General features: G+C 51.6%; 23 protein-coding genes. 17 read left to right on the top strand and 6 right to left on the bottom strand.

Annotation, left to right across the window (positions count from 1 at the left end; all coding sequences use genetic code 11):
- Nucleotides 1-124 precede the first annotated feature (124 nt).
- Nucleotides 125-1,048: a LysR family transcriptional regulator gene (locus UC15_RS16185; protein ID WP_112289390.1), complete on the top strand. Its 924-nt coding sequence runs from the start codon at nt 125-127 to the stop codon at nt 1,046-1,048.
- 16 nt (nt 1,049-1,064) lie between these two features.
- Here the strand turns inward: UC15_RS16185 and UC15_RS16180 are convergent, their stop codons facing one another.
- Nucleotides 1,065-1,778, bottom strand: coding sequence for an HAD family phosphatase (locus UC15_RS16180; protein WP_112289389.1), 714 nt, complete (start codon nt 1,776-1,778; stop codon nt 1,065-1,067).
- Nucleotides 1,779-1,879: 101 nt separating this feature from the next.
- Nucleotides 1,880-2,224, bottom strand: coding sequence for a GlpM family protein (locus UC15_RS16175; protein ID WP_112289388.1), 345 nt, complete (start codon nt 2,222-2,224; stop codon nt 1,880-1,882).
- Between the two features lie 310 nt (nt 2,225-2,534).
- Here UC15_RS16175 and UC15_RS16170 point away from each other — a divergent pair, with 310 nt between their 5' ends.
- Nucleotides 2,535-3,746, top strand: a complete 1,212-nt coding sequence (locus UC15_RS16170; protein WP_112289387.1) for a serine hydrolase — start codon at nt 2,535-2,537, stop codon at nt 3,744-3,746.
- Nucleotides 3,747-3,878: 132 nt separating this feature from the next.
- Here the strand turns inward: UC15_RS16170 and ybjG are convergent, their stop codons facing one another.
- Both ybjG and UC15_RS16160 read right to left on the bottom strand, forming a co-directional pair.
- Nucleotides 3,879-4,484: an undecaprenyl-diphosphate phosphatase gene (gene ybjG, locus UC15_RS16165; RefSeq protein WP_112289386.1), complete on the bottom strand. Its 606-nt coding sequence runs from the start codon at nt 4,482-4,484 to the stop codon at nt 3,879-3,881.
- Between the two features lie 294 nt (nt 4,485-4,778).
- Nucleotides 4,779-5,513: a class I SAM-dependent methyltransferase gene (locus UC15_RS16160; protein WP_112289385.1), complete on the bottom strand. Its 735-nt coding sequence runs from the start codon at nt 5,511-5,513 to the stop codon at nt 4,779-4,781.
- 272 nt (nt 5,514-5,785) lie between these two features.
- Here UC15_RS16160 and UC15_RS16150 point away from each other — a divergent pair, with 272 nt between their 5' ends.
- The 4 genes from UC15_RS16150 (at nt 5,786) to UC15_RS16135 (ending at nt 9,211) form a co-directional block, all read left to right on the top strand.
- The gene (locus UC15_RS16150) at nt 5,786-6,073 is read left to right on the top strand and encodes a hypothetical protein (RefSeq protein WP_112289384.1); all 288 of its coding nucleotides are present in this window, start codon (nt 5,786-5,788) and stop codon (nt 6,071-6,073) included.
- A gap of 449 nt (nt 6,074-6,522) precedes the next feature.
- Nucleotides 6,523-7,632 (top strand): porin OmpC, encoded by a 1,110-nt coding sequence (gene ompC, locus UC15_RS16145; RefSeq protein ID WP_112289383.1) that lies wholly within the window; start codon nt 6,523-6,525, stop codon nt 7,630-7,632.
- Between the two features lie 165 nt (nt 7,633-7,797).
- Entirely contained in the window at nt 7,798-8,160 is a 363-nt protein-coding gene (locus tag UC15_RS16140) for a bleomycin resistance protein (RefSeq protein WP_112289382.1), read from the top strand.
- Between the two features lie 142 nt (nt 8,161-8,302).
- On the top strand, nt 8,303-9,211 hold the full coding sequence (locus tag UC15_RS16135) for a benzoate transporter (protein ID WP_112289381.1): 909 nt from the start codon (nt 8,303-8,305) through the stop codon (nt 9,209-9,211).
- Nucleotides 9,212-9,426: 215 nt separating this feature from the next.
- Here the strand turns inward: UC15_RS16135 and UC15_RS16130 are convergent, their stop codons facing one another.
- Nucleotides 9,427-11,109, bottom strand: a complete 1,683-nt coding sequence (locus UC15_RS16130; protein WP_112289380.1) for an aspartate:alanine antiporter — start codon at nt 11,107-11,109, stop codon at nt 9,427-9,429.
- 318 nt (nt 11,110-11,427) lie between these two features.
- Between UC15_RS16130 and ybjM the strand changes: the two genes are divergently transcribed.
- Entirely contained in the window at nt 11,428-11,799 is a 372-nt protein-coding gene (ybjM, locus tag UC15_RS16125) for an inner membrane protein YbjM (RefSeq protein WP_112289379.1), read from the top strand.
- Between the two features lie 80 nt (nt 11,800-11,879).
- On the opposite strand, the gene UC15_RS16120 is transcribed toward ybjM, so the two are convergent.
- Nucleotides 11,880-12,146, bottom strand: coding sequence for a GrxA family glutaredoxin (locus UC15_RS16120; RefSeq protein ID WP_013575818.1), 267 nt, complete (start codon nt 12,144-12,146; stop codon nt 11,880-11,882).
- A gap of 285 nt (nt 12,147-12,431) precedes the next feature.
- Here UC15_RS16120 and nfsA point away from each other — a divergent pair, with 285 nt between their 5' ends.
- The 10 genes from nfsA (at nt 12,432) to UC15_RS16070 (ending at nt 24,454) form a co-directional block, all read left to right on the top strand.
- Nucleotides 12,432-13,154: an oxygen-insensitive NADPH nitroreductase gene (nfsA, locus tag UC15_RS16115; protein ID WP_112289378.1), complete on the top strand. Its 723-nt coding sequence runs from the start codon at nt 12,432-12,434 to the stop codon at nt 13,152-13,154.
- Nucleotides 13,155-13,173: 19 nt separating this feature from the next.
- Complete coding sequence (gene rimK / locus UC15_RS16110; RefSeq protein WP_112289377.1) at nt 13,174-14,076, top strand: 30S ribosomal protein S6--L-glutamate ligase; 903 nt, start codon at nt 13,174-13,176, stop codon at nt 14,074-14,076.
- 147 nt (nt 14,077-14,223) lie between these two features.
- Nucleotides 14,224-14,706 (top strand): YbjN domain-containing protein, encoded by a 483-nt coding sequence (locus UC15_RS16105; RefSeq protein WP_112289376.1) that lies wholly within the window; start codon nt 14,224-14,226, stop codon nt 14,704-14,706.
- 461 nt (nt 14,707-15,167) lie between these two features.
- Nucleotides 15,168-16,277: a spermidine/putrescine ABC transporter substrate-binding protein PotF gene (gene potF / locus UC15_RS16100; protein WP_112289375.1), complete on the top strand. Its 1,110-nt coding sequence runs from the start codon at nt 15,168-15,170 to the stop codon at nt 16,275-16,277.
- Nucleotides 16,278-16,445: 168 nt separating this feature from the next.
- Nucleotides 16,446-17,579 carry a putrescine ABC transporter ATP-binding subunit PotG gene (gene potG, locus UC15_RS16095; RefSeq protein WP_112289374.1) on the top strand — a complete coding sequence of 378 codons (1,134 nt, stop codon included), beginning with the start codon at nt 16,446-16,448 and terminating at the stop codon, nt 17,577-17,579.
- 11 nt (nt 17,580-17,590) lie between these two features.
- Complete coding sequence (potH, locus tag UC15_RS16090; protein WP_112289373.1) at nt 17,591-18,544, top strand: putrescine ABC transporter permease PotH; 954 nt, start codon at nt 17,591-17,593, stop codon at nt 18,542-18,544.
- Nucleotides 18,541-19,386, top strand: a complete 846-nt coding sequence (gene potI / locus UC15_RS16085; protein ID WP_112289372.1) for a putrescine ABC transporter permease PotI — start codon at nt 18,541-18,543, stop codon at nt 19,384-19,386. The genes potH and potI overlap by 4 nt, the downstream gene beginning before the upstream one ends.
- A 46-nt stretch (nt 19,387-19,432) precedes the next feature.
- Entirely contained in the window at nt 19,433-19,939 is a 507-nt protein-coding gene (locus UC15_RS16080) for a YbjO family protein (RefSeq protein ID WP_232829912.1), read from the top strand.
- 71 nt (nt 19,940-20,010) lie between these two features.
- On the top strand, nt 20,011-21,141 hold the full coding sequence (rlmC, locus tag UC15_RS16075; protein WP_112289370.1) for a 23S rRNA (uracil(747)-C(5))-methyltransferase RlmC: 1,131 nt from the start codon (nt 20,011-20,013) through the stop codon (nt 21,139-21,141).
- A gap of 202 nt (nt 21,142-21,343) precedes the next feature.
- Nucleotides 21,344-24,454, top strand: coding sequence for a T6SS effector BTH_I2691 family protein (locus UC15_RS16070; protein WP_112289369.1), 3,111 nt, complete (start codon nt 21,344-21,346; stop codon nt 24,452-24,454).
- Nucleotides 24,455-24,611 lie beyond the last annotated feature (157 nt).

Raw genomic sequence — 24,611 nt, 5'->3', positions numbered from 1 at the left:
ATTGTTGGTTTTTTTAGCAGTTTCACTCTAAGCGCTGCGCAAGCGTTGCCACAATAATAATAATTGCAACTTAGCGTTGCTTTTATTGTAATGCTCATCTGCACAGTTATGAGGCAATAAAGTCATGCAAAGTTCGGAGATTCGCTATTTTCTGGCGGTAGCAAATACGGGATCACTGAGCGGGGCGAGTAAGCAATTATTTGTCGCCGTTTCTGCTATCAGCCGTCAGATCCAGCGGCTTGAAGAGCGCATCGGTGCGCCGCTTTTTGAACGTCATGCGCGCGGGATGGTGCTTAATGATGCCGGGCAGATCCTCGAAAACCATGTGCGTAAAAGCATGATGGATATGGAACATGCAATAGCGGAAATTCAGGGGCTGAATGCGGTACGCCGCACGGTGATCCGCATGGCCTGTACCGACGGGCTGGCGTTTGATCTGCTGCCGCAGTTGTTTTCACAGTTCAGACACGATCATCCCGGCGTGATGTTTTACCTCAATGTCGGTACGGCGGTGGAAGTGTCGGAAATGATCCATAAGGGGGAAGTGGATTTCGCCTTGCAGTTCAGTCTGGTGGCCGAGCGCGGCGTGGATATCATGGCCTCTTTTCCCGCACCGGTGAGGATGGTCATGCGGCCAGATCATCCGCTGGCTGAAAGCCATGTGCAACTGACTGATTTACATCCGTATCCGCTGGCGATGAACGAGCAGGGCAGCACCATCCGTCAGCTGTTTGATTTGTCATGCCGGATGAGCGGCGTTTTTCTCGAACCGGCGGTGAGCTGTAACCGTTTCTCTGTGTTGTACGATTTTATGGTGCATACGCCCGGCGCAATTGCGGCATGCAGCCATTTTTCCATTATGTATAAAGCGCGCCGCGACAATCTGCGCGTCAAACCGGTGAACATTGAACAGCTGAATCAGCGGACGTTGCAGTTGCAGTCACCGGCTGGAAAACGGCGTTCCGCTGCGCTGACGCAATTCATCGAGTTTGTTCGCGATGAGATAGCGCGGGAAAGCGAAGCGTTTATCCGTGATTTTGGTCTGTAGGTAAAAACATCTTTCTTCAGCAGGTGGCCTGTTGCAGATGTGGATAACGCGACCAGTGCTGAGAATGCCAGCCCTTTTCGGCCGCGATATTTTGCAGCGCCTCGCCGGGGTTAATCACCGTCGACACGTCGGCAAATTCCAGCAAAGGCTGATCGTATAACGTGTGACTGTAGGCAAATATTTGCTGATAAGCAGGGGGCTTGCGGGTTTCCAGCCAGAGTTTCAGCCGGTCGAGGCGGCCCTGATGAAACGTCAGATGGCCTTCCACCACACCGCTGAACCGCTGATTGCTGACGCCCGCCTTTAACCCGATACCAGCCTGTGCGCCAAGACGTCTCGCCACCGGTTTCACCAGATGTTCGCCGGAGGCCGAGACAATCAGGATTTCATCCCCGCGCGCCCGGTGCCACTCCAGCTTTTCACGTGCCTGCGGATACACACGCGGCATGATATCGCGGTGAATAAACCGCTGAACCCAGTTTGCTACGGTCGGGCAACTCAGACCGCTCATCGGGACAAAGGCACTGGCAAGATAATCACTGTAATGGGCGGCAGATTGCGGGGAAAACTGTCCACCGGCGACTGAATTTTGTGCGGGCAGGGCATGCAGGCGGTAATGACTGAGTTCATCCGAAGAGGCATAACCCTGAGAAATCAGCCAGTGCAGCCACAGGTTGTGGCTGTCATCACAAATCAGGGTATGGTCGAGCTCAAAAATGGCGAGATCCATGGTGCGGATTCCCTCAGCTGACAGTCTTCATTCAGCGTAGCGCAATTTTGGCGTTTGAGTGTTTTGTGAACGATATTGCCACGTAATCTTAATAAACCGATTTACCCGGCGTGAAAACGAGTCCACAGGCTGATCAGTGCCCAGGCGGCCAGCGACCAGCAGGCGACGGCGGCAATCAGAGCGTAAGGTAATTTCATCGAACCGATGAAAAAATATAAGGAAAGCAGATACACCATGTACGGGATGACGGCCCACAGGCCGAAAATGATGGTGGTGCGCAGTGCCTCGATATTGCGTTCAGTGCCGACTATATAATGGGCGATCAGAGCGAAAGTCGGGAACAACGGCACCAGCCCGGCAATGTAATAGTTACGTGTTTTAGAGAGTATTCCGATCAGGATCACGACCAGTGCGCCGATCAGCGCTTTAAAGACCAAACCTGCCATTTCTGCCCCTGCCGTCAGTTCATCAACGTTGGCGTCACGTTGTGAATAAGCCGTTTATTGTTATAGATATTTTGTATGTGTTTGTATGCCAAATTGCCGCACATGTTTGAAATGGTCAAGCACTGACTGCCGTTTTTATCGCCAGGTGAATCTGCGCAAGCAGCGGAAAACTTTACTATTCTTAAGATCTTTACACTATTTAGGTTTATTCCCGACGCGGAAAGCAGTAGGTTTTACACCTGACAGACTTGCACAATCTGATTGAAAGATAAGATAAATTTCAGTTACCCGGACAAAAGCGCTGATACCTATGACAATTTCTTCCCCATTCAAACGGACTTTCATTTACGCGCTGGGCAGTGGAATACTCCTGCTGGCGCTTCCCGCCGCTCAGGCGGATACCGGCCCCGTCGCCCCTCAGATTAATGCCAAATCCTGGGTGTTAATGGATTACAACAGCGGGAAAATCATCACCGAATCTAACCCTGATGCCCGTCTCGACCCGGCCAGCCTGAGTAAAATTATGGTCAGCTATGTGGTCGGACAGGCGATCAAATCTGGCAAAATCAAATCCGATGATCTGGTTTCTGTCGGCAACGATGCCTGGGCAACCGGAAATCCGGTATTACGCGGCTCCTCGCTGATGTTCCTTAAACCGGGCGACCGCGTGCCGGTGTCCGAACTCAATAAAGGCATCGTCATTCAGTCGGGTAACGATGCCAGTATCGCACTGGCCGATTACGTCGCGGGGAGCCAGGATTCATTCGTCAATCTGATGAACCGTTACGCAGAACAATTGAAACTGCAAAATACGCATTTCAAAACAGTTCACGGGCTTGATGCGGATGGTCAGTACACCTCCGCCACCGATATGGCGCTGCTGTCACAGGCCTTGATCCGCGATACGCCGGATGAATATGCGCTGCACAAAGAGAAAGAATTCACCTTCAACCACATCAAACAGATAAACCGTAACCGCCTGTTGTGGAGCTCAAACCTGAACGTTGACGGGATTAAAACCGGCTACACGTCAGGCGCGGGTTATAACTTAGTCTCCTCGGCCAGCGATTCAACCGGCATGCGCCTGATTGCCGTGGTGATGGGCGCGCCAAGCGACCGTATCCGCTTCAGCGAAAGCGAAAGCCTGCTGACATGGGGTTTCCGCTTTTACGAAACGCTGACGCCGATTAAAGCCGGTGATGCATTTACTAGTCAGCGCGTCTGGTTTGGTGAGGAAAAAATGGTGCCGCTGGGTGTCGCGGAAAATGCATCGCTGACGATGCCGAAAGGGCAGCTGAAGAATCTCAAAGCCAGCTTTAATCTGACCAACAAGCAGCTTGAAGCGCCGCTGGCGAAAAATCAGGTGGTGGGTACGGTAGATTTCAGTCTGGACGGTAAAGTGATTGAACAGCGTCCGCTGGTCGCATTGCAGGAAGTGAAGGAAACCGGCTTTATTGGTCGTATCTGGGACTTCGTGATGATGAAAATCAGCGGTCTGTGGGCAAGTATTTTTGGGAAATAAAACCCTGTCATCCCTCAGGCTGTCTCTGCGGTAGCTGCGTTTGTTCACCCCGGTCACTTACTGATGTAAGCTCCGGGGTTTCACACACTTGCCGCCTTGAAGCAAATCGAATGATTCAGGGGGGGACAGTTGTTAGTTCTGTACCCAGCCTTTCTTAATCGGGAAGGCAAATCCGAAGCGGTAAACCTTACACATCATCGCGTTAATCTGCTCACCGAACAGGTTCCACACCAGCTGTGCGAACAGGCAGCCGAGCATCCCCACCAGTAAACCGCCGACCATATCCAGCGGCCAGTGAACCCCCAGATAGACGCGTGACCAGGCGATACCCACGGCGGTCACCATCAGTATTGCGCCGGACCACAGGCGGTGCCAGAGCAGGAACGACAGGGCGAAGGTGAAGATGGCGGTGCCATGATCGCTCGGGAATGAACTGTCAGGGGCGTGCTGGAGGAAGGTATGTCCGAAACCCTCCACAAAAGGGCGTGCATGAGGGAATAACAGCGATAACGACTTAGCAGTCGCCATCGCAAAAAGAAGGGCAATGGCTGTTTTGCTGACCAGAACGCGTTGCTGGCTAATGTTCTCGCGCTGTCCCCAAAGCCATAGACCAACAATCAGCAGGGGGACAATGATGATCAGGTCATTGGCCAGAAATGAGGCAAACTTGATCAGCATTTCCGGCGAGGCCGGCGTCGCATTAATCCAGAGAAAAACCAGATGGTTCAGCTGTTCCATTAAACTACCCTCGAATAAACAGGCCAAAATAGCCTTCAAAAAATTGCGATCAATCAGTCACAAAACCTTCATAAACGCCGGATACGTTAATTGGCGTGGTCACAGAGGTAAAGGGGGCATCGTCGGAATATCCCCGGTCATTGAGCATCGGTATAGTTTCGCGATGAAATGAAGTGTAAACAGAAGAACTTAAGGAAGCCTTAAGCAGGCGGGAGGACGAGCCTCCCGGCGGTGATGCCTGACTGGATAAATGAAAGAAAAGATTTCAGAAAGAGGGGTATCAGGGGGGAACGATTAACGCGGTTTTTGCACTGACATCAGGAACAGCATTGGTCGTTCGGCTTCCTCAGCAAGGTCCGGATAAGCGGCAATCTGCTTAGCAGAAGGGCCCCATTCATCCAGATGACAGATAACGAATCCTGCTTCAATCAACAAATTGATATAAGTGCCGAGCTTCCGGTGCTGCTTAATAACGCCTTCTGCAAACCAGTCAGTGACGCGCTGGCCTTCACGCTGATAACCTTCCACCGGCCAGGTTTTATGACCTTGCCCGCTGAGTTTCCAGCCCGGCTCTGAAGGCGCGGTATACACCGGATGCTCGGCGGAGAAGACGAAATGCCCCCCTGCTTCCAGCGCCTGATAAACAGTACGGAACATCGCGGGCAGTGCGTCAATGTAATGCAGAGTCAGGGAACTGTAGGCAAGGTTGAAAGAAGCTTCGGGTAAGGTTAGCGTCTCCAGGTCGCGTCTTTCATAGCGGATAACCGTATCCGGGGTCATGGAACGGGCCTTATCCAGCATTTTTTCTGAGACATCCAGGCCGAGAACGTCACCTGCGCCCATTTCACGTGCAGCCCGGCAAAACCAGCCGTAGCCACAACCCAGATCGACCACGCGCGCGTTTTTCATGTCTGGCAGCAATGCTTTCAGGGAAGGCCATTCCGGTGCGCCGTCCAGCCCGAACTGCGAGCGTCCGAGTTGGGCATAGCCATCGAAAAAGGCCTGATCATCGTAAATATTTTGCGTCATGAGAATGACTCCTATAAAAATAGTCTTAACTGCCAATTCATTTTGGCCTGAATAGTGTAGTAAAAAATTTTATAAGAGAGCAATGAAATGGAGATTCGTGAGGCTGTTTTTGCCGATTTAAGTGTATTACAGCGTCTCGGGCGGGAGACCTGTCGCCATTATTTTGGTAGCTTGTGGCAAAATTGTGACGAGCTGGATGCATCAGATGGCTGAGACTGCCAATGTGACGGCCACACAGACGACTAAATTGTGGATAATGAAAAAGGATATCAATGATTAAAATACGCCTGGGCGGCCTGTTTATTACACTGGAAGCGGGAGAAGATATTCCTTACGCGCCGGAATATTGTGAACATTACACTTACCTTTTCCATCCGGTAGAAGGCGGCTATGAAATTTTGCGTTACGACGCATATTCTGGCTGGCATAAACGCCCGGACCAGTTATTTGAAGACGGACATCAGGCATTTGTATTTGCTTATCAGGCGTACCAAAATGAATGGAATCAGACCGACGGGCGGTTAGGCGGTAAAGATCAACATCTCGAACGTATTATGTAATAAACATGTGTACAAATAGATCCATCAGCCTCCCATCCCGGAGGCTTTTTTGTGGATGAAATTGCAACCCTGCCACCGCAGATATACAAAACATTACATTAGGCTTTTCAATATCCAGATTATGTTTCCATGCCATAGTTCCGCAGGGAAATGATTATTATCATCAGGCATTACTGTAAAGATAATAGTAATCACTGGGTGGGGTAATTGTCGACAACTCTATGTTATATATGGTTTTATTATTATGAGTTGATGATTTTTTAAACTTAAACCAATGCCAAACGAAAACAATTTCAAATTTTTTTTCGGTTGCAACGGAACTTATCCTGGATTATTTTGACGGCCATCAGTTCCAGACCCTAAAGAAGAAATATAACTTCACGGTGGGCTGAGAATTAACTTGCCGGGTGGCAATGTAGATAGCTTCCAAATAATCAAGGATATTGATGATGAAATTACGCGCACTTTCTCTGGTAATTCCTGCTCTGATGATGGCCGGCACTGCTGGCGCTGCCGAAATTTATAATAAAGACGGCAACAAACTCGATCTGTTCGGTAAAGTCGACGGCTTACATTATTTCTCCAGCGATGACAGCACTGACGGCGACCAGTCATATATGCGTTTGGGTTTCCGCGGTGAAACCCAAATTAATAGCGAACTGACCGGTTACGGTGAGTGGGAATATCAGGCAGCTCTGAATTCTCCGGAAAACGCTGATAACAACAACTTTACCCGTGTTGGTTTTGCAGGTCTGAAATTCGGCCAGTGGGGTTCACTGGATTACGGCCGTAACTATGGCGTGATGTACGACGTCGCGGCATGGACCGACGTATTGCCTGAATTCGGCGGCGATACTTACGGTGCAGACAACTTCATGTTCCAGCGTGCTAACGGCGTGCTGACCTATCGTAACAAAGATTTCTTCGGTGTTGTTGATGGCCTGGATGTTGCTGTTCAGTATCAGGGCAAAAACGGCAGCGCGACCGAATCTAACAACGGCCGTGACGTACTGGCTCAAAACGGCGACGGCTACGGCATGTCCCTGTCTTATGACCTGGGCGAAGGCTTCAGCGCTGCAGCAGCCATGATGGCTTCAGACCGTACCGCCGAGCAAAATGGCCGTAACAATCCGGCAATCATCGGTAACGGCGACAAAGCGACTGCTTACAGCGGTGGTCTGAAATACGATGCGAACAACATCTATCTGGCCGCGATGTACACCCAGAGCTACAACGCAAACCGCTTCGGTAAAGCAGGCAGCACCGCTTACGGTTACGCGGACAAAGCGCAGAACTTTGAAGCGGTAGCGCAATACCAGTTCGACTTCGGTCTGCGCCCGTCTATCGCGTATGTTCAGTCCCACGCACGTAATATCCCGGGTTACAGCAACCAGAACCTGACCAAATATGTTGATGTTGGCGCGTCTTACTTCTTCAACAAAAACATGCTCACTTACGTTGATTACAAAATCAACCTGATGGACGACACCCGTCTGACCCGCGACGCCGGCATCAATACCGATGACGTTGTGGCTGTTGGTCTGGTTTATCAGTTCTGATAAACCGACGCTGCCCTTATTGGTGAGGGCACCTGCGTCTCATGTGTCTGGATCCCCTGCCGAAAGGTGGGGGATTTTCGTTTACATTCAACCTTTCTTCTCATTGATGGCTCAGGCATGATGGCGTGAACGTTTAACGACATCTTCCGACGACAGAGAGCCGCTATGACCGATTTCGCTACACCTAATCTCCCTTCCCGAAATTTCAGCGCGACACAAGATTTCTATGGCAGTTTTGGCTTCACCACGACCTATGTCGATGACGGCTGGCTGATCATGACCCGCGGAACCCTCACGCTGGAATTCTTCCTGCACACAGATCTTGATCCGCTCACAAGCTGGTTCAGTTGCTGTTTACGCGTCGATGACGCCGATGCCATGTTTGCTGCTTTTAAAGCCGCAGGTATCGGCGAGGATCCTCATTCACGTCCCTGCGTTCATCTGCCTCAAATCCAGTCAGGGATGAAAATGGGCGTCATGATTGATATCGATGGAACATTGGTGCGGGTGATTGAGAATGAGTCATAGCAGAACGGGAGATAGTTAAAGGAGCAAAAGAAATAATTTGTGGCAGGCTGAGATATCACCAGGGAAGAAATGGAAAATTATTGATATCATTACGCACAAATTATTTCTGTTTCCTTACAATTTACCAACAGGATGTTGGCTCATGATTTACGATTGCTTTTTGTTTTATGACGAGGATATGTTGTTAGATATCCGTCTTAACACACTCTATCCGCATGTCGACTGGTTTGTCATCGTTGAGTCGCGATACACATTTACGGGTAAGAAGCGGGAGAAACTCCATTTCGATATCAGTAAATATGAGAAATTCAAAGACAAGATTATTTATGTAATCAATGAAGCTGTCCCCGTCATTCATGATAAATCCTTTAAGTCTAATTGCTCAGTCGTTGAAGCTGGACAATCTGATCCCTGGGAAAATGAGACTGTGGCACGCAATTCCATCATGTTGGGACTTAAAAATGCGCAGGATGATGACATCATCATCATTTCTGACGTTGATGAAATAATAAACTCGGAAAGCATTTCTCAGTTCAGCCATTTCCATCTTTGTACCATCCTGCATCAGAATTTCTACAACTATAAATTTAATATTCAGGTACTAAACAATGACGGGTCGGCGCGCAAATGTAAGTTGCCGAAGATGGTTAAGTTCAAAGTGCTGAAGAAATTCTTTTTATCCCAACCTGATTTGCTAAGAAATGTGAAGCGAAGGGGATCTGTCATCAGGGAGAGCTGGCTGCGCTGGAACTGGCTGAAGTACAGAACTAAAACGCTGAATAATGGGGGATGGCATTTCTCGTGGGTTATGACTGATGAGCGGATCTCAGAGAAAATGTCTACCATCTCTCACACAGAACATAACACCCCGGAATTCAACAACCCTGATCATATCCGCCGCTGCGTTGAAAATAATCAGGATTTATGGAACCGGCAAAGAGTCATGAAAGTGATCCCGATGACCAAAGAGTTCTTCCCTGATTATCTGGTTAACAAAAAAGATGAACTGGCAGCGTTTATCCGTCAGGAAGAATCGATCACAGATAATTGAGTTGATTTTAAAGGGATTTTGAATCAGAAAAGAAAAAACCCGGCAATCTTGAACCTAACGAGGCGGGATTGACGGGCTCTCCAAATTTGGGGACTTCAAAGAAAAGCAGTGGCACTAATTAAGACTACAGGTAACTTTAAAAGTTCGTTCCATGTGGCAAAAATTTAAAAAAATTATTGATTTTTTTTTGCCACATTACGGTTCAATGAGTTACGTCATGCCCCGGGCCAGATGATGACAATCAATGTCCCGGCGAGTGTCAGCAATACGTTAGCAATCGCGTAGGTTCCTGCATAACCGAGTGCCGGAATGTTGCTGCGCGCAGTATCACTGATGATTTCCATCGCAGGGGCACAAGTTCGTGCGCCCATGATGGCGCCGAACAGCAGCGCGCGGTTCATGCGTAACACATATGCCCCGAAGATAAAGCAGATCACCACCGGTACCAGGCTGACGATCAGGCCCGAAAGCAACATCTGACCACCAACCGCGCCAAGCCCGTTATTGATACCTGCACCGGCACTCAGGCCGACGCCCGCCATAAACACCATCAGGCCAAACTCTTTCACCATATTCAGCGCACCCTGCGGGATATAACCGAAAGTAGGGTGGTTTGCCCGCAGGAAGCCCAGCATGATGCCGGCGAACAGCAGGCCTGCTGCATTGCCGATACCAAAGCTGAAGTTTTTAAACTGGAAGGTGATAAGACCAATCATCAGGCCGACGATAAAGAAGGCGCAGAAGGCCAGCAAATCGGTGAGCTGGCTGTGTACGGAGATAAACCCGATACGCTCCGCCACGCTTTTGACGCGCTTCGCATCGCCGCTGACCTGCAAGACATCACCTTTATTGAGAACGATGCTGTCGTCGATCGGCATTTCAATCTGGCTGCGGATCACGCGGTTCAGGAAACAACCCTGATCGGTCAGGTTGAGCTGGCTCAGACGTTTACCGACGGCATGGTTATTTTTGACCACCACTTCCTCGGTCACAATGCGCATGTCGAGCAGGTCGCGGTCGAAGACTTCCTTACCGTTTCGGAAACTCGGATCAAGACGCGAATGCGCATCCGGATAACCCACCAGCGAGATCTCATCGCCGACCTGCAACACTGCGTCACCGTCCGGCGTCGCCAGAATGCCATTACGGCGGATGCGTTCGATATAGCATCCGGTCTGGCGATAAATGCCCAGTTCGCGCAGATTTTTGCCATCCGCCCAGGCCACCAGTTCCTGTCCGACGCGATAGGCGCGGATCACCGGAAGATAGACTTTGCGTTTGCTGTCAGTATCCAGGCCACGTTCGCGTGCTATTTGCTGGGCGCTGGTCGGTAAATCCTGATGTTGTAGCTTCGGCAGATAACGCGCGCCGAAAATCAGGCTGACCAGTCCGATCAGATAGGTCAGGGCGTAACCGAGACTCAGATTGTCCAGCTCAGAACCGAGAAGATTATTGCCGCCCATGGTGTTGCGCAGGGTATCCCCGGCGCCGACCAGAACCGGCGTCGAGGTCATGGAACCGGCGAGCATACCGGCGGTAAGGCCGATATCCCAGCCAAACAATCGCCCGAGCCCGAGAGCCAGCAACATGGCGCTGCCGACCATCACCAGTGCAAGCATGAAATAATTTTTGCCGTCACGGAAGAAAATCGAAAAAAAGTTCGGTCCGGCTTCCACACCAACACAGAAAATAAACAGCATAAAGCCGAGGTTCAGCGCTTCGGTATTGATGCTGAAATGCTGCTGACCTAAAAGCAGCGAAACCACTAATACGCCAATAGAATTTCCGAGCTGGACGGAACCCAGACGAATTTTCCCCAGACACAAACCGAGTGCCAGAACCACAAATAATAACAGGATGTAATTCCCGTTTAACAAACTAGCGACGTTTATATTCACAAGGATAACTTATTGTTTACCAACAAATTCTTGATATAGGAGAATGTAAAGGATAAATTCAGAAACGGAAAATTCCTACTTAGCTGGCACCGTCTGAACAGCCCGGGGAAGTGGAAATTGGGTTTCGGGCGTCATTTTAGTCATAGAACGCCAGTTCAGCCAGAGAAATGCCCGTATAAATCTTCTGAAAGCTTTTTTTGTGTTTCGCGGGATTGCGGAACGCGCTGGGGAAATGAGCCAGAAGGCTCTGACAGGTAATAAAGAACGCATTTTGTGCAGAGAACCTGTGAATCTCGCCAACTTTAAGGAGGAAGTAAAATGGCCATTTGGCGAAAGGTACTAGCGACGTTTATTTGTTTCATGATGTTCTTAATTCTTTATATTATATTAAGGAATGGTTGGATTGTTGTTATAAGTATCGCCCCGGGCCCTGAATACGGGCTGCTATTATTTTTACTACCCGGCATGGTGACGTCGCTGATTTCCCGCGACTCGGCGATATTTTCCTCCTTTGTCGGAGGGCTGGTTTCCATTCCTGTCTGTTTTTTATTGCGTCTGGCCTTTTACCCACGCGTTCGTCCACTGGTTCAGGAATTAGCTTATGCCACCAGCGCGATATTCTGGTGTGTTCTGGGCGCTATGCTCGTGCAAATGCTGCTCATCGCTTATCAGCAGTTCAGGCAACACTGACATGTGATGATGTCGAGGCCATAAAAAAGGCGCTCATTGAGCGCCTTTTTGCTGTGTGTATGTCTTTATTTTTTTGCGGATCAGTTGCTGAACAACGCCAGATGCTCTTTGGCATAGGCTTCAAAATCAGTGCAACCGCCGATGTGTTTCTGATCCAGGAAAATCTGTGGAACCGTTTCAACCGGTTTACCCACGGTTTTTTCCAGGTCGGCTTTAGTGATGCCTTCCGCGTGGATGTCGATGTAACGGAAGTTGAAATCATCACGTTCTTCAGTCAGTTTTTCAGCCAACTCTTTAGCGCGCACGCAATAAGGACAGCCAGGACGCCCGAAAATTACTGCAAACATGGAGACTCCTTTGTTAATACCAGCAAGATAAAATGAAAGGGGAGTGACTATTTTTGTTATCCACATCACCTTTTTGATGTCGCTACTATGCCTGTTGCAAACCATAAAAAAAAGCAGGAATTACCTGTCAGTCCGATACCTTTGACCTATCCAAATGAACCTGCTGCTGTTTTTAGCTGCCACACATTGTTGCACCAATTGATGCCGCAAGCCTTGCAAACGGTGCTCACAGCATGAATGATTGATACAGATTTCTCCTTACTTACACCATTCAGGAATTTTTTAATGACGCCGACTATCGACCTTTTGCGCTCTCACCGTTCAATTCGCGCCTTCACCGACCAGCCGGTATCCGAAGAACAACGCGAAGCCATTATTAGCGCTGCGCAATCAGCATCGACCTCCAGTTTCCTGCAATGTTCTTCTATTATTCGCGTCACCGATCCTGCGTTACGTGAAACGCTTGTGCAGTACACCGGCGGTCAGAAATATGTCGCCAGTGCGGCAGAATTTTGGGTCTTCTGCGCCGATTTCAACCGTAATTTGCAGATCAATCCCGAAGCTGAACTTGGCCTTGCCGAACAGCTGCTGCTGGGTTGCGTGGATACCGCGCTGATGGCGCAAAATGCCATGACGGCGGCAGAATCGCTCGGTCTGGGCGGGGTATTTATAGGCGGGATCCGTAATCAGGTTGAAGATGTTGTCACGCTGCTGAAATTGCCAAAATTTGTCATGCCACTGTTTGGTTTTTGCATTGGTACGCCAGCACAGGATCATCAGGTGAAACCGCGTATGCCACAATCCATGCTGGTTCACGAAAACAGTTATCAGCCATTGGATAAAGCGGTACTGGCAGAGTACGACGAACAATTAAGCGAGTATTATCTGCAACGGGACAGCAATGCGCGTCGCGATACCTGGAGCGACCTGATTATGCGCACGCTGAAAAAGGAACAGCGTCCGTTTATGTTGGACGTTTTGCACAAGCAAGGTTGGGCAACACGCTAAAACGGCGACGGAGTGTCGGATGAAAATTGCAATTCTCTCCCGTGACGGGTCTTTGTATTCGTGTAAGCGGCTGAAGGAAGCAGCAGAATCCCGCGGGCATGAGATAGATATTATTGACCCGCTTTCCTGCTATATGAATATCAATCCGGCCGCGCCAAGTGTGCATTACCGTGGACGTCAGCTCGATATTTATCAGGCGGTGATCCCGCGTATCGGTTCTGCCATCACTTTTTATGGCACTGCAGTCTTACGCCAGTTTGAAATGCTGGGCAGTTTTCCGCTCAATGAATCGGTGGCCATTACCCGCGCGCGCGATAAATTGCGCTCTATGCAGATTCTGGCTCGCGAATGCATCGATTTGCCGATCACTGGTTTTGCCAATGCTCCGGATGATACGTCGGATTTGATTGCACTGGTGGGCGGTGCGCCGCTGGTGGTGAAACTGGTGGAAGGCACGCAGGGCATCGGCGTGGTGCTGGCGGAAACCCGTCAGGCGGCGGAAAGCGTGATTGACGCATTTCGTGGCCTGAACGCGCATATTCTGGTGCAGGAATATATTCGTGAAGCGCAGGGGCGTGATATCCGCTGTCTGGTCGTGGGTAAGAAAGTGGTGGCGGCCATTGAGCGTCAGGCCAAACCAGGTGATTTTCGATCCAACCTTCATCGCGGCGGCTCGGCGGCTAAGGTCAACATTACGTCACAAGAGAAAGAGATTGCAGTGAAAGCCGCGATGACGTTGGGGCTGGACGTCGCCGGTGTGGATATTCTGCGGGCAAATCGTGGCCCGCTGGTGATGGAAGTCAACGCGTCACCGGGGCTGGAAGGTATCGAAACGACGACCGGGCTGGATATCGCCGGTATGATGATCGACTACATTGAGCAACGGGCTCGCCCCGGATTTCGTCTGAAGTCCGGGGGCTAATTCTTATTTAGCCGCGCTAATGTCCATCAATCCGGTATTGATCGTAGCGCTTACCGGCATAATTCCGTAAGCTATGACCCCTTCGTAATGCCGATAGCGTTACGAAGGGTTTGTTTTTTCCGTTGTGTTGAACTCGTGAGGCATTCTATGGATTCGCTCATCGTCCCTGATTTAGCGCTGCTTCGGCGCTGGCTGGATCAGCTGGGCATCTCTTTTTTCGAGTGTGATTCCTGTCAGGCTCTCCATTTGCCGCATATGCAGAATTTTGATGGCATTTTTGATGCCAAACTCGATATCGTAGATAACGTTATTTTGTTCTCTGCGCTGGCCGAAGTAAAACCGACGGCGCTCATCCCGCTGGTCGCTGACCTGAGCTCAATTAATGCCAGCTCGCTGACCATCAAAGCGTTTGTCGATATTCAGGATGATAATCTGCCGAAACTGATTGTCTGCCAGTCGCTGACTATCGCGGTAGGCGTGACTGAAGAGCAGTTTGCTTTCTTCCTGCAACAGGCAGAAGAGCAGATGTCGATGATTATTCTCGAAGCGCACGCCAATGACTTACTGTTTTTGGGTGATGAAGAAGAAGGTACGCCGGTGACTTCCGTGAATTTACCTTTGCTGCACTGATTTTCGTGTCATCTGCCATTTCCCTGATGGCGGTTATTTCTGTAAAGACCTTTTCCCCCTTTGAAGATCCTTTTCTGCGAGCCGTGTTTATTGCGGCTCCGCTGCCTTTATTCGCTTTCGCCATAAGTTATGCTGGTACTGTGCCATTGTTGCCAGATATTTCACTTTGTTAAAAGGCAAAATGCCAGACGGTATAGACTAAATCTGCATAATTAATCGATAAACGCCGGTTTTGCCTCGCGAGGCTGGTGCGCAGGGGTTGCAGGCGCTATGCTTCTGACTCTGCATCACGCGTGATTACGTCGTAAAACCAAACGGTTAATTCGCAGGCAGCGTATGCGTCAACGTTGAATGCCTATGCACATTCGTGGACGGCAGTTGGCCTTAGTGTGAAAGGTTTTGTATCCGTTCCAGTGATACAAATTCAATTTTATATTCCCCTGTCTTGGAGGTAGTAACGGATGTTCACCCTGCGTAAAAAGTGGTTATCGGGTGTTGTCGCCGGCCTGGTTATGGCTGCGTCCGTCACAGCGTCTGCGGAAGAAAAAACGCTGCATATCTATAACTGGTCTGATTATATCGCGCCAAATACCGTGCCTGATTTCCAGAAGGAAACCGGCATTAAAGTGGTTTACGACGTGTTTGATTCCAACGAAGTACTGGAAGGCAAACTCATGGCAGGCAGCACCGGTTTCGATCTGGTGGTGCCATCGGCCAGTTTCCTTGAGCGTCAGCTGGCGGCAGGCGTCTTCCAGCCACTCGACAAGAGCAAACTGCCTAATTACAAAAATATGGATCCTGATCTGCTGAAGATGGTGGCGCAGCACGATCCGGGTAACAAATACGCAATCCCTTATCTGTGGGCGACCACCGGCATTGGTTACAACGTTGATAAAGTGAAAGCGGTTCTGGGTAAAGATGCGCCGGTCGACAGCTGGGATTTAGTACTCAAGCCTGAAAACCTCGAGAAACTGAAAAGCTGCGGTGTTTCCTTCCTCGATGCACCTGCGGAAATTTACGCTACCGTGCTCAATTACCTGCATCTGGATCCGAACAGCACCAAAGCATCTGATTACACCGGTGCGGCCAACGATCTGCTGCTGAAACTGCGACCGAACATCCGTTATTTCCACTCTTCCCAGTACATCAACGACCTGGCGAATGGCGATATCTGCGTCGCTATCGGCTGGGCAGGGGATGTGATGCAGGCGTCTAACCGCGCGAAAGAAGCGAAAAATGGCGTGAACGTGGCGTACAGCATTCCGAAAGAAGGGGCGCTGGCCTTCTTCGACGTGTTTGCTATTCCTGCAGATGCCAAAAATCTCGATGAAGCCTATCAGTTCCTGAATTACCTGATGGAACCGAAAGTTATCGCGCAAATCAGTAACACTGTTTACTACGCCAGCGGCAACAAAGCCGCGACACCACTGGTGAACGAAGATGTGCGTAACAACCCGGGCATTTATCCACCTGCAGACGTTCAGGCGAAGCTTTTCACCCTGAAAGTTCAGGATCCGAAAATCGACCGGGTGATCACAAGATCATGGACCAAAGTTAAGACGGGCAAATAGTACCGTTTAAAAAAGGTCAGGAAGACTTCTCAGCGGCTCCGCTTATTGATGGCGGGGCCGCTGACGTTTTGCTTCCGGCTGTATTTTGGGCATACAGATCAGGCACTTTTCCCCCTGACTGTTATGCTTATTTGAATTGCTTCATTTTGATACCGGAGATTTCTCTGAGTGAACGACGCTATCCCCCGCCCGCAGCCTAAATCCCAGAAGGGTTTCACGCCTTTGCTGGAAATCCGCAATCTGACCAAATCTTTTGATGGTCAGGCCGCCGTTGATGACGTGAGCTTGACCATTTACAAAGGCGAGATTTTCGCACTGCTCGGCGCGTCCGGCTGTGGAAAATCGACCCTGTTGCGTATGCTGGCCGGTTTCGAGCAGCCTACGCAGGGCCAAATCGTACTGGATGGCGTAGATCTTTCGCAGGTGCCGCCTTATCAGCGTCCGATCAATATGATGTTTCAGTCATACGCCTTGTTCCCGCACATGACGGTCGAACAAAATATCGCGTTCGGCCTTAAGCAGGACAAACTGCCGTCGGCAGAAATCAAAAGCCGCGTGGCGGAAATGCTGACGCTGGTTCACATGCAGGAATTTGCTAAACGTAAGCCGCATCAGCTTTCCGGCGGTCAGCGTCAGCGTGTGGCGTTAGCCCGCAGTCTGGCGAAACGGCCAAAATTATTGCTGCTCGACGAACCGATGGGCGCGCTGGATAAAAAACTGCGCGACCGCATGCAGCTGGAAGTGGTGGATATCCTGGAGCGCGTTGGTGCGACCTGCGTCATGGTCACGCACGATCAGGAAGAAGCGATGACCATGGCCGGGCGTATCGCCATCATGAACCGCGGTAAGTTCGTGCAAATCGGTGAGCCGGAAGAAATTTACGAGCACCCGACCAGCCGTTTCAGCGCCGAATTTATCGGCTCTGTAAATGTTTTCGAGGGCGTGCTGAAAGAGCGTCTGGAGGATGCGCTGGTTCTGACCTCGCCGGGGCTGAAGCACCTGCTGAAAGTGGATGCGGATGTCTCCGTGGTCGACGGTGTACCGGTGTTTGTGGCACTGCGTCCGGAAAAAATCATGTTATGCGAGGAAGTGCCGGAAGACGGTTGCAACTTTGCTGTCGGTGAAGTGGTAAACATCGCTTATCTCGGCGACCTGTCGATTTACCACGTCCGGCTGCACAGCGGACAGATGATCACCGCGCAATTGCAGAACGGTCATCGTTTCCGCAAAGGCATGCCAACCTGGGGCGACGAAGTGCGCCTGTGCTGGGAAGCCGACAGCTGTGTCGTGCTGACTGTTTAGGGGGGATGAAAATGTCTGTAATCTCCGAAGCGCCGGCCAGTAAACCTCCGGGCGGATTTAAAGCTTTCACGGGTCGTCTGCAACAACGCCATGGCCGCAAACTGGTTATCCTGCTGCCGCTGGTGTGGTTCCTGCTGCTGTTTTTACTGCCTTTCCTGATTGTTTTCAAAATCAGTTTTGCAGAAATGGCGCGGGCTATTCCGCCGTATACCGATCTGGTCTCTTGGTCAGACGGTATGCTGGATATCGCGCTTAACATCGCCAACTACATCGGCCTGACGCAGGATCCGCTGTATATCGATGCCTATCTGCAATCACTGCAAGTGGCGGCCATATCGACACTGCTTTGTCTGCTGATTGGATATCCGCTGGCGTGGGCGGTGGCGCATAGCCGCACTTCGACGCGCAATATCCTGCTGTTGCTGGTGATTTTACCGTCGTGGACCTCATTCCTGATCCGCGTCTATGCCTGGATTGGCATTCTCAAAGACAACGGTGTGCTGAATAACGTGCTGCTGTGGTTGCATGTTATCGATCAGCCGCTGGTAATTTTGCATACCAATCTGGCGGTTTATATCGGCATTGTGTATTCGTATCTGCCGTTTATGGTGTTGCCGATTTACACCGCGCTGACCCGCATGGATTACTCGCTGGTGGAAGCGGCGCAGGATCTGGGCGCACGTCCGATGAAAACCTTCTTCAAAGTGATTATGCCGCTGACCAAAGGCGGGATTATTGCCGGTTCGATGCTGGTCTTCATTCCGGCGGTAGGGGAATACGTGATCCCGGAACTGCTCGGCGGGCCGGACAGCAATATGATTGGTCGTGTTCTGTGGCAGGAATTCTTCAACAACCGCGACTGGCCGGTGGCTTCCGCTGTCGCAGTGGTCATGCTGTTGCTGTTGATCATGCCCATCTTGTGGTTCCAGAAATACCAAAACAAAGAGCTGGGAGACAAAGAATGAATCAGTTACCGGTTGTCCGTTCGCCGTGGCGAATTCTTATTCTGGTGCTCGGCTTTACGTTTTTGTATGCCCCGATGCTGATGCTGGTTATTTATTCGTTTAACAGCTCCAAGCTGGTAACGGTCTGGGCGGGCTGGTCTACCCGCTGGTATACTCAGCTTTTTCACGATTCCGCGATGATAAGTGCAGTCGGAACCAGTCTGACCATTGCCACCGCTGCCGCCACAATGGCGGTGATTGTTGGGACGCTGGCCGCGGTGGTAATGGTGCGTTTTCAGCGGTTTCGTGGTTCGACCGGTTTTGCCTTTATGCTGACCGCGCCGCTGGTCATGCCGGATGTCATTACCGGTCTGGCGTTGTTGTTGCTGTTTGTGGCGATGGGCCACGCGTTTGGCTGGCCTGCGGAGCGCGGCATGTTCACCATCTGGCTGGCGCACGTGACGTTTTGTAGTGCGTACGTAGCCGTGGTGGTCTCTGCGCGTTTACGTGAACTGGACCGTTCGATTGAAGAAGCGGCAATGGATTTAGGTGCAGCGCCGCTGAAAGTGTTCTTTATTATCACGCTGCCGATGATTTTACCGGCGCTAATTTCCGGCTGGTTGCTGGCGTTTACGTTGTCGCTCGACGATCTGGTTATTGCCAGTTTTGTCGCCGGACCGGGTTCGACCACTTTACCGATGCTGGTCTTTGCCAGCGTGCGTATGGGCGTCAACCCTGAAATAAACGCGCTGGCGACGTTGATCCTGCTGGTGGTTGGGATCATCGGCATGATTGCCTGGTGGTTTATGGCGCGAGCCGAGAAACAACGGCGTAAAGAAATACAGCGCGCTCAACGAGCTTAAATTTTAAGATAATTTTCAGGGCGGATGTATTCCGCCCTGAACGTAAATGGAGAGCCCAAACGGATTTATGAAACTGGCATTTATCCCTGTTCCCGTGATGATAGGTGCGTCGGCAATTGTCGCGACGCGCTTACTCGAATTCATTTTACTGTTCGATGCCATGGGCTTTTCAGGGCTGATGAGTTTTATCGAAGTCAGTGCAGAGTCCTGGCTGAACTGTTTCATCATGCTGGCCAGCTTGCTGATTGTTCTGGTCGAATGCCGTGCTGCCTATGCCATGATGCGCGGCCGTCGCTGGGGGCGCCGGGCGTTTATCGGTTGTCAGGTGATTGTGGTCGGATACATGCTGCTGGCCTCATTTGACTGGTTCGGGCCACGCATCTTTCGCTTTAACGTCGAAACTCAGGGCGAATTTCTCTATGCGCTGCTGATGCAAAAAATCCCCGATATGGTGGTGCTTTTCCTGTTGTATGCGCCTGCCAGCAGCCGCAGATACTTCTCGCGTAAAAAGTCGAACGAAAAAAGCAGCCCGTCACAAATAGCCAAAGCGTAAGTGAGCCTTTCCCGTCGCGCAGTGGTAAACTGCGCGCCAGTTTTTTCCGCATTCTCTGACCGGACTTTTTCATGCATTGCGCACTTTACACCGCAGGAACCTGTCGTTCCTGCCAGTGGCTCGACAAACCTTATTCACAACAGTTAGCCGACAAGCAGCAGGATCTCAGTGATTTGCTGTCAGATTTGCCGGTGGGTGAATGGTGTGAACCGGTCACCGGCGCGGAAAGTGCCTTTCGCAATAAAGCCAAAATGGTGGTCAGCGGCAGCGTGGAGCGTCCTTTACTTGGGATGTTGCACCGCGACGGCACGCCGGTCGATTTGTGTGAATGTCCTCTTTATCCGGCCAGTTTCCCCGCAGTATTTTCAGTCCTGAAAACCTTTATCGCCCGCGCAGGACTGACGCCTTATAACGTGGCGCGAAAACGCGGTGAGCTGAAATTCCTGTTACTGACTGAAAGCCAGAAAGACGGTGGCATGATGCTGCGTTTCGTCTTGCGTTCGGAAACAAAACTGGCGCAACTGCGCGCCGCGCTGCCGTGGTTGCAACAACAGTTGCCGCAGCTCAGGGTGATTTCCGCCAATATACAGCCGGTACATATGGCGATCCTCGAAGGCGATACCGAAATCCCGCTGACGGACGTGCAGCGTCTGGAAGAAGACTTTAACCATGTGCCGCTGTTTATCCGTCCGCAGAGTTTCTTCCAGACCAACCCGGTGGTGGCTGAAAAACTCTACGCTACGGCGCGTGACTGGGTGAGGGCGCGGGGTGATATTCAAAGCATGTGGGATTTGTTCTGCGGCGTCGGCGGTTTTGGTCTGCACTGTGCAACGCCGCAAATGAAACTGACCGGTATCGAAATCAGCGCGGAAGCTATTTCCTGTGCAAAAGAATCGGCGGCGCGTCTGGGGTTGCAAAACGTCGAGTTTCAGGCGCTGGATTCGACCGGTTTCGCGACGGGCAAAGGCGAGGTGCCGGATCTGGTGCTGGTGAATCCGCCACGTCGCGGCATCGGCAAAGCGTTGTGTGAGTACCTGAGCCACATGGCGCCCGACACCATTCTCTATTCAAGCTGTAACGCTAAAACCATGGCGCAGGATCTGGCGCTACTGCCGGATTATCACATTCTGCGTGTCCAGCTTTTCGACATGTTCCCGCATACCGCGCATTACGAAGTGATGGCGTTATTAGAGCGGCGATAATATATCCCGACTGGTCAGCGGAACGATTTATCAGAACATATAATCAGTTCAGATAGCTGCGGCTGGTCCAATTCACAAAGCCACAACATATTGTGATATAAGGATATTTTCCCTAATTTGTGCCCGCGGATAAATTTTCGTAATGTCTCCTGGCGAGTTTGATGTGGTACATTAACCGCATTAATCATAAGGGAATTATTTCATGGATATGAAAGAGCAGGCGCAGCGAAACAGCGATGCCGCCCGTCAGGCGGCGGCTACCCCATCAGGTTGTAAGGCCTGCCAGCGTACCGGCATTCCGGTATTTCCGTTACGTGTGGCCGTGGTTCCCGGCAGCCTGATGCGAACCGACTGGCATCCGTCGGTTCCTGAGCAGACTGTTACCCTCGCCAGCCGTGAATTCAAATATTCCCTGCGTACTCTGCGCATGGGCTACCTATATGTGCTGCTCGATAAAAGTGTCTGGCAGGCGTACGAAGTGACCGCCGAGGGTTGCCTGCGGCAGTTTAACGCCCATGAGATGCCCGAAGGAATGACGGTAAAGCCGCTGGCAGAAGCCTGCCGAACAGCGGGGCACGACATCATCGCAAGCTTTATTAATCTCGATGACAACCTGTACAGCGAGGCCTGGCTGGCGTTCAGTTCTGATCCGTGGACGCAAACCGTGCTCGATGATTACCAAAACTCCCTGCGCCCGGACAGTCGTTTCACCAAAATCTCTCTCTCTGATCTGAAGAACGCACCGGCAAACCTGCCCGGGGCGCTGGTTATCGATCCGTCACTAACGTCGTTGAAAGAGAACGTGGCGGAGTTTTCGACGGTGTTTTTCCCGGACGTGATCCGGATTGGTGAGAAGGTATCGGGCAGCGTACACGGTTTTTATCCGCGCCGGGATCCGGACAAACAGCGCCTGATGGGGATGAAAATCGCGGAAATGGGGATGCGCTACGATTGCCGGATAGTGGCACTGCCGCTGAATGACAGTGTGGGCGTGGTGCAGGAGCTGAACAACAGCCGGATGCAGATAGCCGAGTACACCCAGGCCTATATTGAGCAACCCGGCGTTTTTCACCGGCATATGATTTCTGAAGCCATCACGGATTACCTCCGGAAGCTAAAAACCGGCATCGCTGAAAACGCGCATCCTGAATTTGACCTTGACCCGTCAATGTATGTGCTGGCCGGACCATCATTCGGAAAAGCACCGCGCATGATTTCAAAAGATGATGTGGCGGAAGCGAGCTTTTCAGAGCAGCGTGCCCGGCTGATGACCAACTATGATGAACCTGCAAGGGCGAAATTTGCGCAGGAATTTGAAGACTATTTCAGCACCCCCCAGCGTTTGCTGACGGCGATCGATAATGACCTCGCGGCCTGGTACCGGTCTGAGGAATGGCTGTCGCTTATCCACCATGACTACTCCCCGGAGACCAGCGTAAACAGTTGGGTGGCACAGACCTGCACGCTGGCGGCCTGTGTACAGGGGGGCGCGATGGGCGCGGCGACAGATAAGGTCTGGCAGGAAGAGTGGCTGACGAAAGGCACCTCTCCTGCCTATCTGGGCTTTACCGGCATGGAACCATCACAGCTGGACAGCGTATTCAACTTTGGTAACTACAAAACTATCCTGACCTCGGATGATTTTGCGAATGCGCTGAAAAGCCCGATTGTGCAACGAAGCCTGAGTAGCAGGATGCTGGCGGCCAGCGGATCCGTCGGGCGACTGGGGGACAAGCTGGACGAGTCAGCCCGCAAGGGGTTTATGTGGATGACCCAGGCCGCGATGCTAAGCGCCGGTGAGCCGGTGGTGCTCCTGCGCTACCGGACGACGGTGGGTGAGTTGCAGGCGCAACTGCAGCATTCTCCGGCGCTGGCCTTGTCGGTGGCAAGTCATAGCGACGTCTTTGGCGGAACAGGTTATCAGGGGAGCAGTGCAGCACGGATAACCGCCATTATGGCGGCTCAGGGGAAAATGCGGGATAGGGTCGTCGACGTCGAATTCAGTGCGCCGGGAACGGTTGCAGGGTTGCGCAAGATGACCCCGGCTGCCGGTGTTACGCAAAAAGTGGCCAGCAACCCGCGGCTGCTCAGTGCATACCATGACGTGTTTATCTCCGGACTGTCACTGGCGGAGAAAGGCACAGGCGAAGCGGTGCTGCGCACAACGCCGGAGGGCCTGAGGTATTACCGTGAACTGGGGCGCCGGATGGTCAGCGGCGACAGTGCTGGCCTGATTTTGGGGGCCGGGCTGATGGGGCTGCAGATGTACCACTGGCAGGAATTGTCGGCCCGGCTGAAAGCGTCAGTAGGTAACGATGTGGATATGACGGCGGACACGGCAATCAGCACGTTGCTGCTGATTGAGGGCTTCTCTGAAGTGATGGGTTTTGCCTACAAGCTGTCAATAAAACAAAACTGGCTGATACTGAGTGCATCGGAGCAGGTACCGGTGCCCGTGCGGTTTGGCGCCGTGTTGGGTGGGATTGCGGGGGTTGTTGATGGTATACGAAACGGGGTGCATGCCAGTGAGTCCTTTGGTGCAGGAGATAAAAATGCCGGAGATTATTATGTAGCATCTGCATTTACTTCTGTTGCGGGGGGAGTTATCTCCGTCATTTATGGTGCTCAGGGAGCTTTTGCTCTGACGGCTATTACCGAAGCTGGGATTATGCTGACACCATTTGGTTTCGCGTTCCTCATGCTGATTGCGGGAGCAATGCTGGCGGCGAAAGCCAGTGCCCTGCGCAGTACACCGCTTGAAATCTGGCTGCGGCGTACCTGCTTTGGCATTTCGGCCAGGCGGCATCCCGGGGATATCGTCTGGCATGCGGAAAGTATGAATGACCTGGCGGAGGCCATGGTGGATTACCGGGCGATTGTCAGCGGAATGGTGGCGGATGTGGCATTCGGGGGCACCACTACGCTCCAGACGGTGCCCTATAGTCGGGTGGAGTTCAGGGTGGCGCTGCCTGGCTGGGATGCCGCGAAAGGAGGCTGGTCGGTGAAAGTGACCCGTGACGGTGACAGCGGGGTGCTGTTTTCTGAGTCACAGGGTGCGCCCGGCCGGGATGACCATCAGCAGAGTATGCGTGCATCGGATTACTACGCCGGTACCCATGAGCTGACGGTCGAGCAGGGGACACTGGTGATGAAGGGCAGTGTCTGGGCGGAACAGAGCCGGACGCCGGGCGTGACGATGGTGGCGGACTACTGGGTAGATAACGCAAAGCCGGATACGCAAATGAGCCTGACAGTAAAAGCTGAACCATCGTGGGTGAACAGTGACACCACGCAGCAATGGAGCATCAAATGATGGGGAGAAGAACATCCCGGCTGATTAAACCGGTCAGAGGCTGGAGTGAAGACCTGCCTGATCCGGAAGAAGAACAAAGGGTGTACCCGCGTCTGATCCGGGTGAATGAAATTAATGATGTGTGGATGGAAATCCCGCGTTATGTCAATTATGGGTG

The organism is Rahnella sp. AN3-3W3 (genome assembly GCF_003263545.1).
Lineage (GTDB): Bacteria > Pseudomonadota > Gammaproteobacteria > Enterobacterales > Enterobacteriaceae > Rahnella > Rahnella variigena.
Note: the sequence above shows the minus strand (reverse complement) of the source record. Positions and strands in the feature narration are given on the sequence as shown.

Excerpts from the sequence above, each read along its gene's own strand:
- UC15_RS16185 (WP_112289390.1), top strand. The coding sequence starts at position 125 with ATGCAAAGTTCGGAGATTCGCTATTTTCTGGCGGTAGCAAATACGGGA.
- UC15_RS16180 (WP_112289389.1), bottom strand. The coding sequence starts at position 1,778 with ATGGATCTCGCCATTTTTGAGCTCGACCATACCCTGATTTGTGATGAC.
- UC15_RS16175 (WP_112289388.1), bottom strand. The coding sequence starts at position 2,224 with ATGGCAGGTTTGGTCTTTAAAGCGCTGATCGGCGCACTGGTCGTGATC.
- UC15_RS16170 (WP_112289387.1), top strand. The coding sequence starts at position 2,535 with ATGACAATTTCTTCCCCATTCAAACGGACTTTCATTTACGCGCTGGGC.
- ybjG (WP_112289386.1), bottom strand. The coding sequence starts at position 4,484 with ATGGAACAGCTGAACCATCTGGTTTTTCTCTGGATTAATGCGACGCCG.
- UC15_RS16160 (WP_112289385.1), bottom strand. The coding sequence starts at position 5,513 with ATGACGCAAAATATTTACGATGATCAGGCCTTTTTCGATGGCTATGCC.
- UC15_RS16150 (WP_112289384.1), top strand. The coding sequence starts at position 5,786 with ATGATTAAAATACGCCTGGGCGGCCTGTTTATTACACTGGAAGCGGGA.
- ompC (WP_112289383.1), top strand. The coding sequence starts at position 6,523 with ATGAAATTACGCGCACTTTCTCTGGTAATTCCTGCTCTGATGATGGCC.
- UC15_RS16140 (WP_112289382.1), top strand. The coding sequence starts at position 7,798 with ATGACCGATTTCGCTACACCTAATCTCCCTTCCCGAAATTTCAGCGCG.
- UC15_RS16135 (WP_112289381.1), top strand. The coding sequence starts at position 8,303 with ATGATTTACGATTGCTTTTTGTTTTATGACGAGGATATGTTGTTAGAT.
- ybjM (WP_112289379.1), top strand. The coding sequence starts at position 11,428 with ATGGCCATTTGGCGAAAGGTACTAGCGACGTTTATTTGTTTCATGATG.
- UC15_RS16120 (WP_013575818.1), bottom strand. The coding sequence starts at position 12,146 with ATGTTTGCAGTAATTTTCGGGCGTCCTGGCTGTCCTTATTGCGTGCGC.
- nfsA (WP_112289378.1), top strand. The coding sequence starts at position 12,432 with ATGACGCCGACTATCGACCTTTTGCGCTCTCACCGTTCAATTCGCGCC.
- rimK (WP_112289377.1), top strand. The coding sequence starts at position 13,174 with ATGAAAATTGCAATTCTCTCCCGTGACGGGTCTTTGTATTCGTGTAAG.
- UC15_RS16105 (WP_112289376.1), top strand. The coding sequence starts at position 14,224 with ATGGATTCGCTCATCGTCCCTGATTTAGCGCTGCTTCGGCGCTGGCTG.
- potF (WP_112289375.1), top strand. The coding sequence starts at position 15,168 with ATGTTCACCCTGCGTAAAAAGTGGTTATCGGGTGTTGTCGCCGGCCTG.
- potH (WP_112289373.1), top strand. The coding sequence starts at position 17,591 with ATGTCTGTAATCTCCGAAGCGCCGGCCAGTAAACCTCCGGGCGGATTT.
- potI (WP_112289372.1), top strand. The coding sequence starts at position 18,541 with ATGAATCAGTTACCGGTTGTCCGTTCGCCGTGGCGAATTCTTATTCTG.
- UC15_RS16080 (WP_232829912.1), top strand. The coding sequence starts at position 19,433 with ATGGAGAGCCCAAACGGATTTATGAAACTGGCATTTATCCCTGTTCCC.
- rlmC (WP_112289370.1), top strand. The coding sequence starts at position 20,011 with ATGCATTGCGCACTTTACACCGCAGGAACCTGTCGTTCCTGCCAGTGG.
- UC15_RS16070 (WP_112289369.1), top strand. The coding sequence starts at position 21,344 with ATGGATATGAAAGAGCAGGCGCAGCGAAACAGCGATGCCGCCCGTCAG.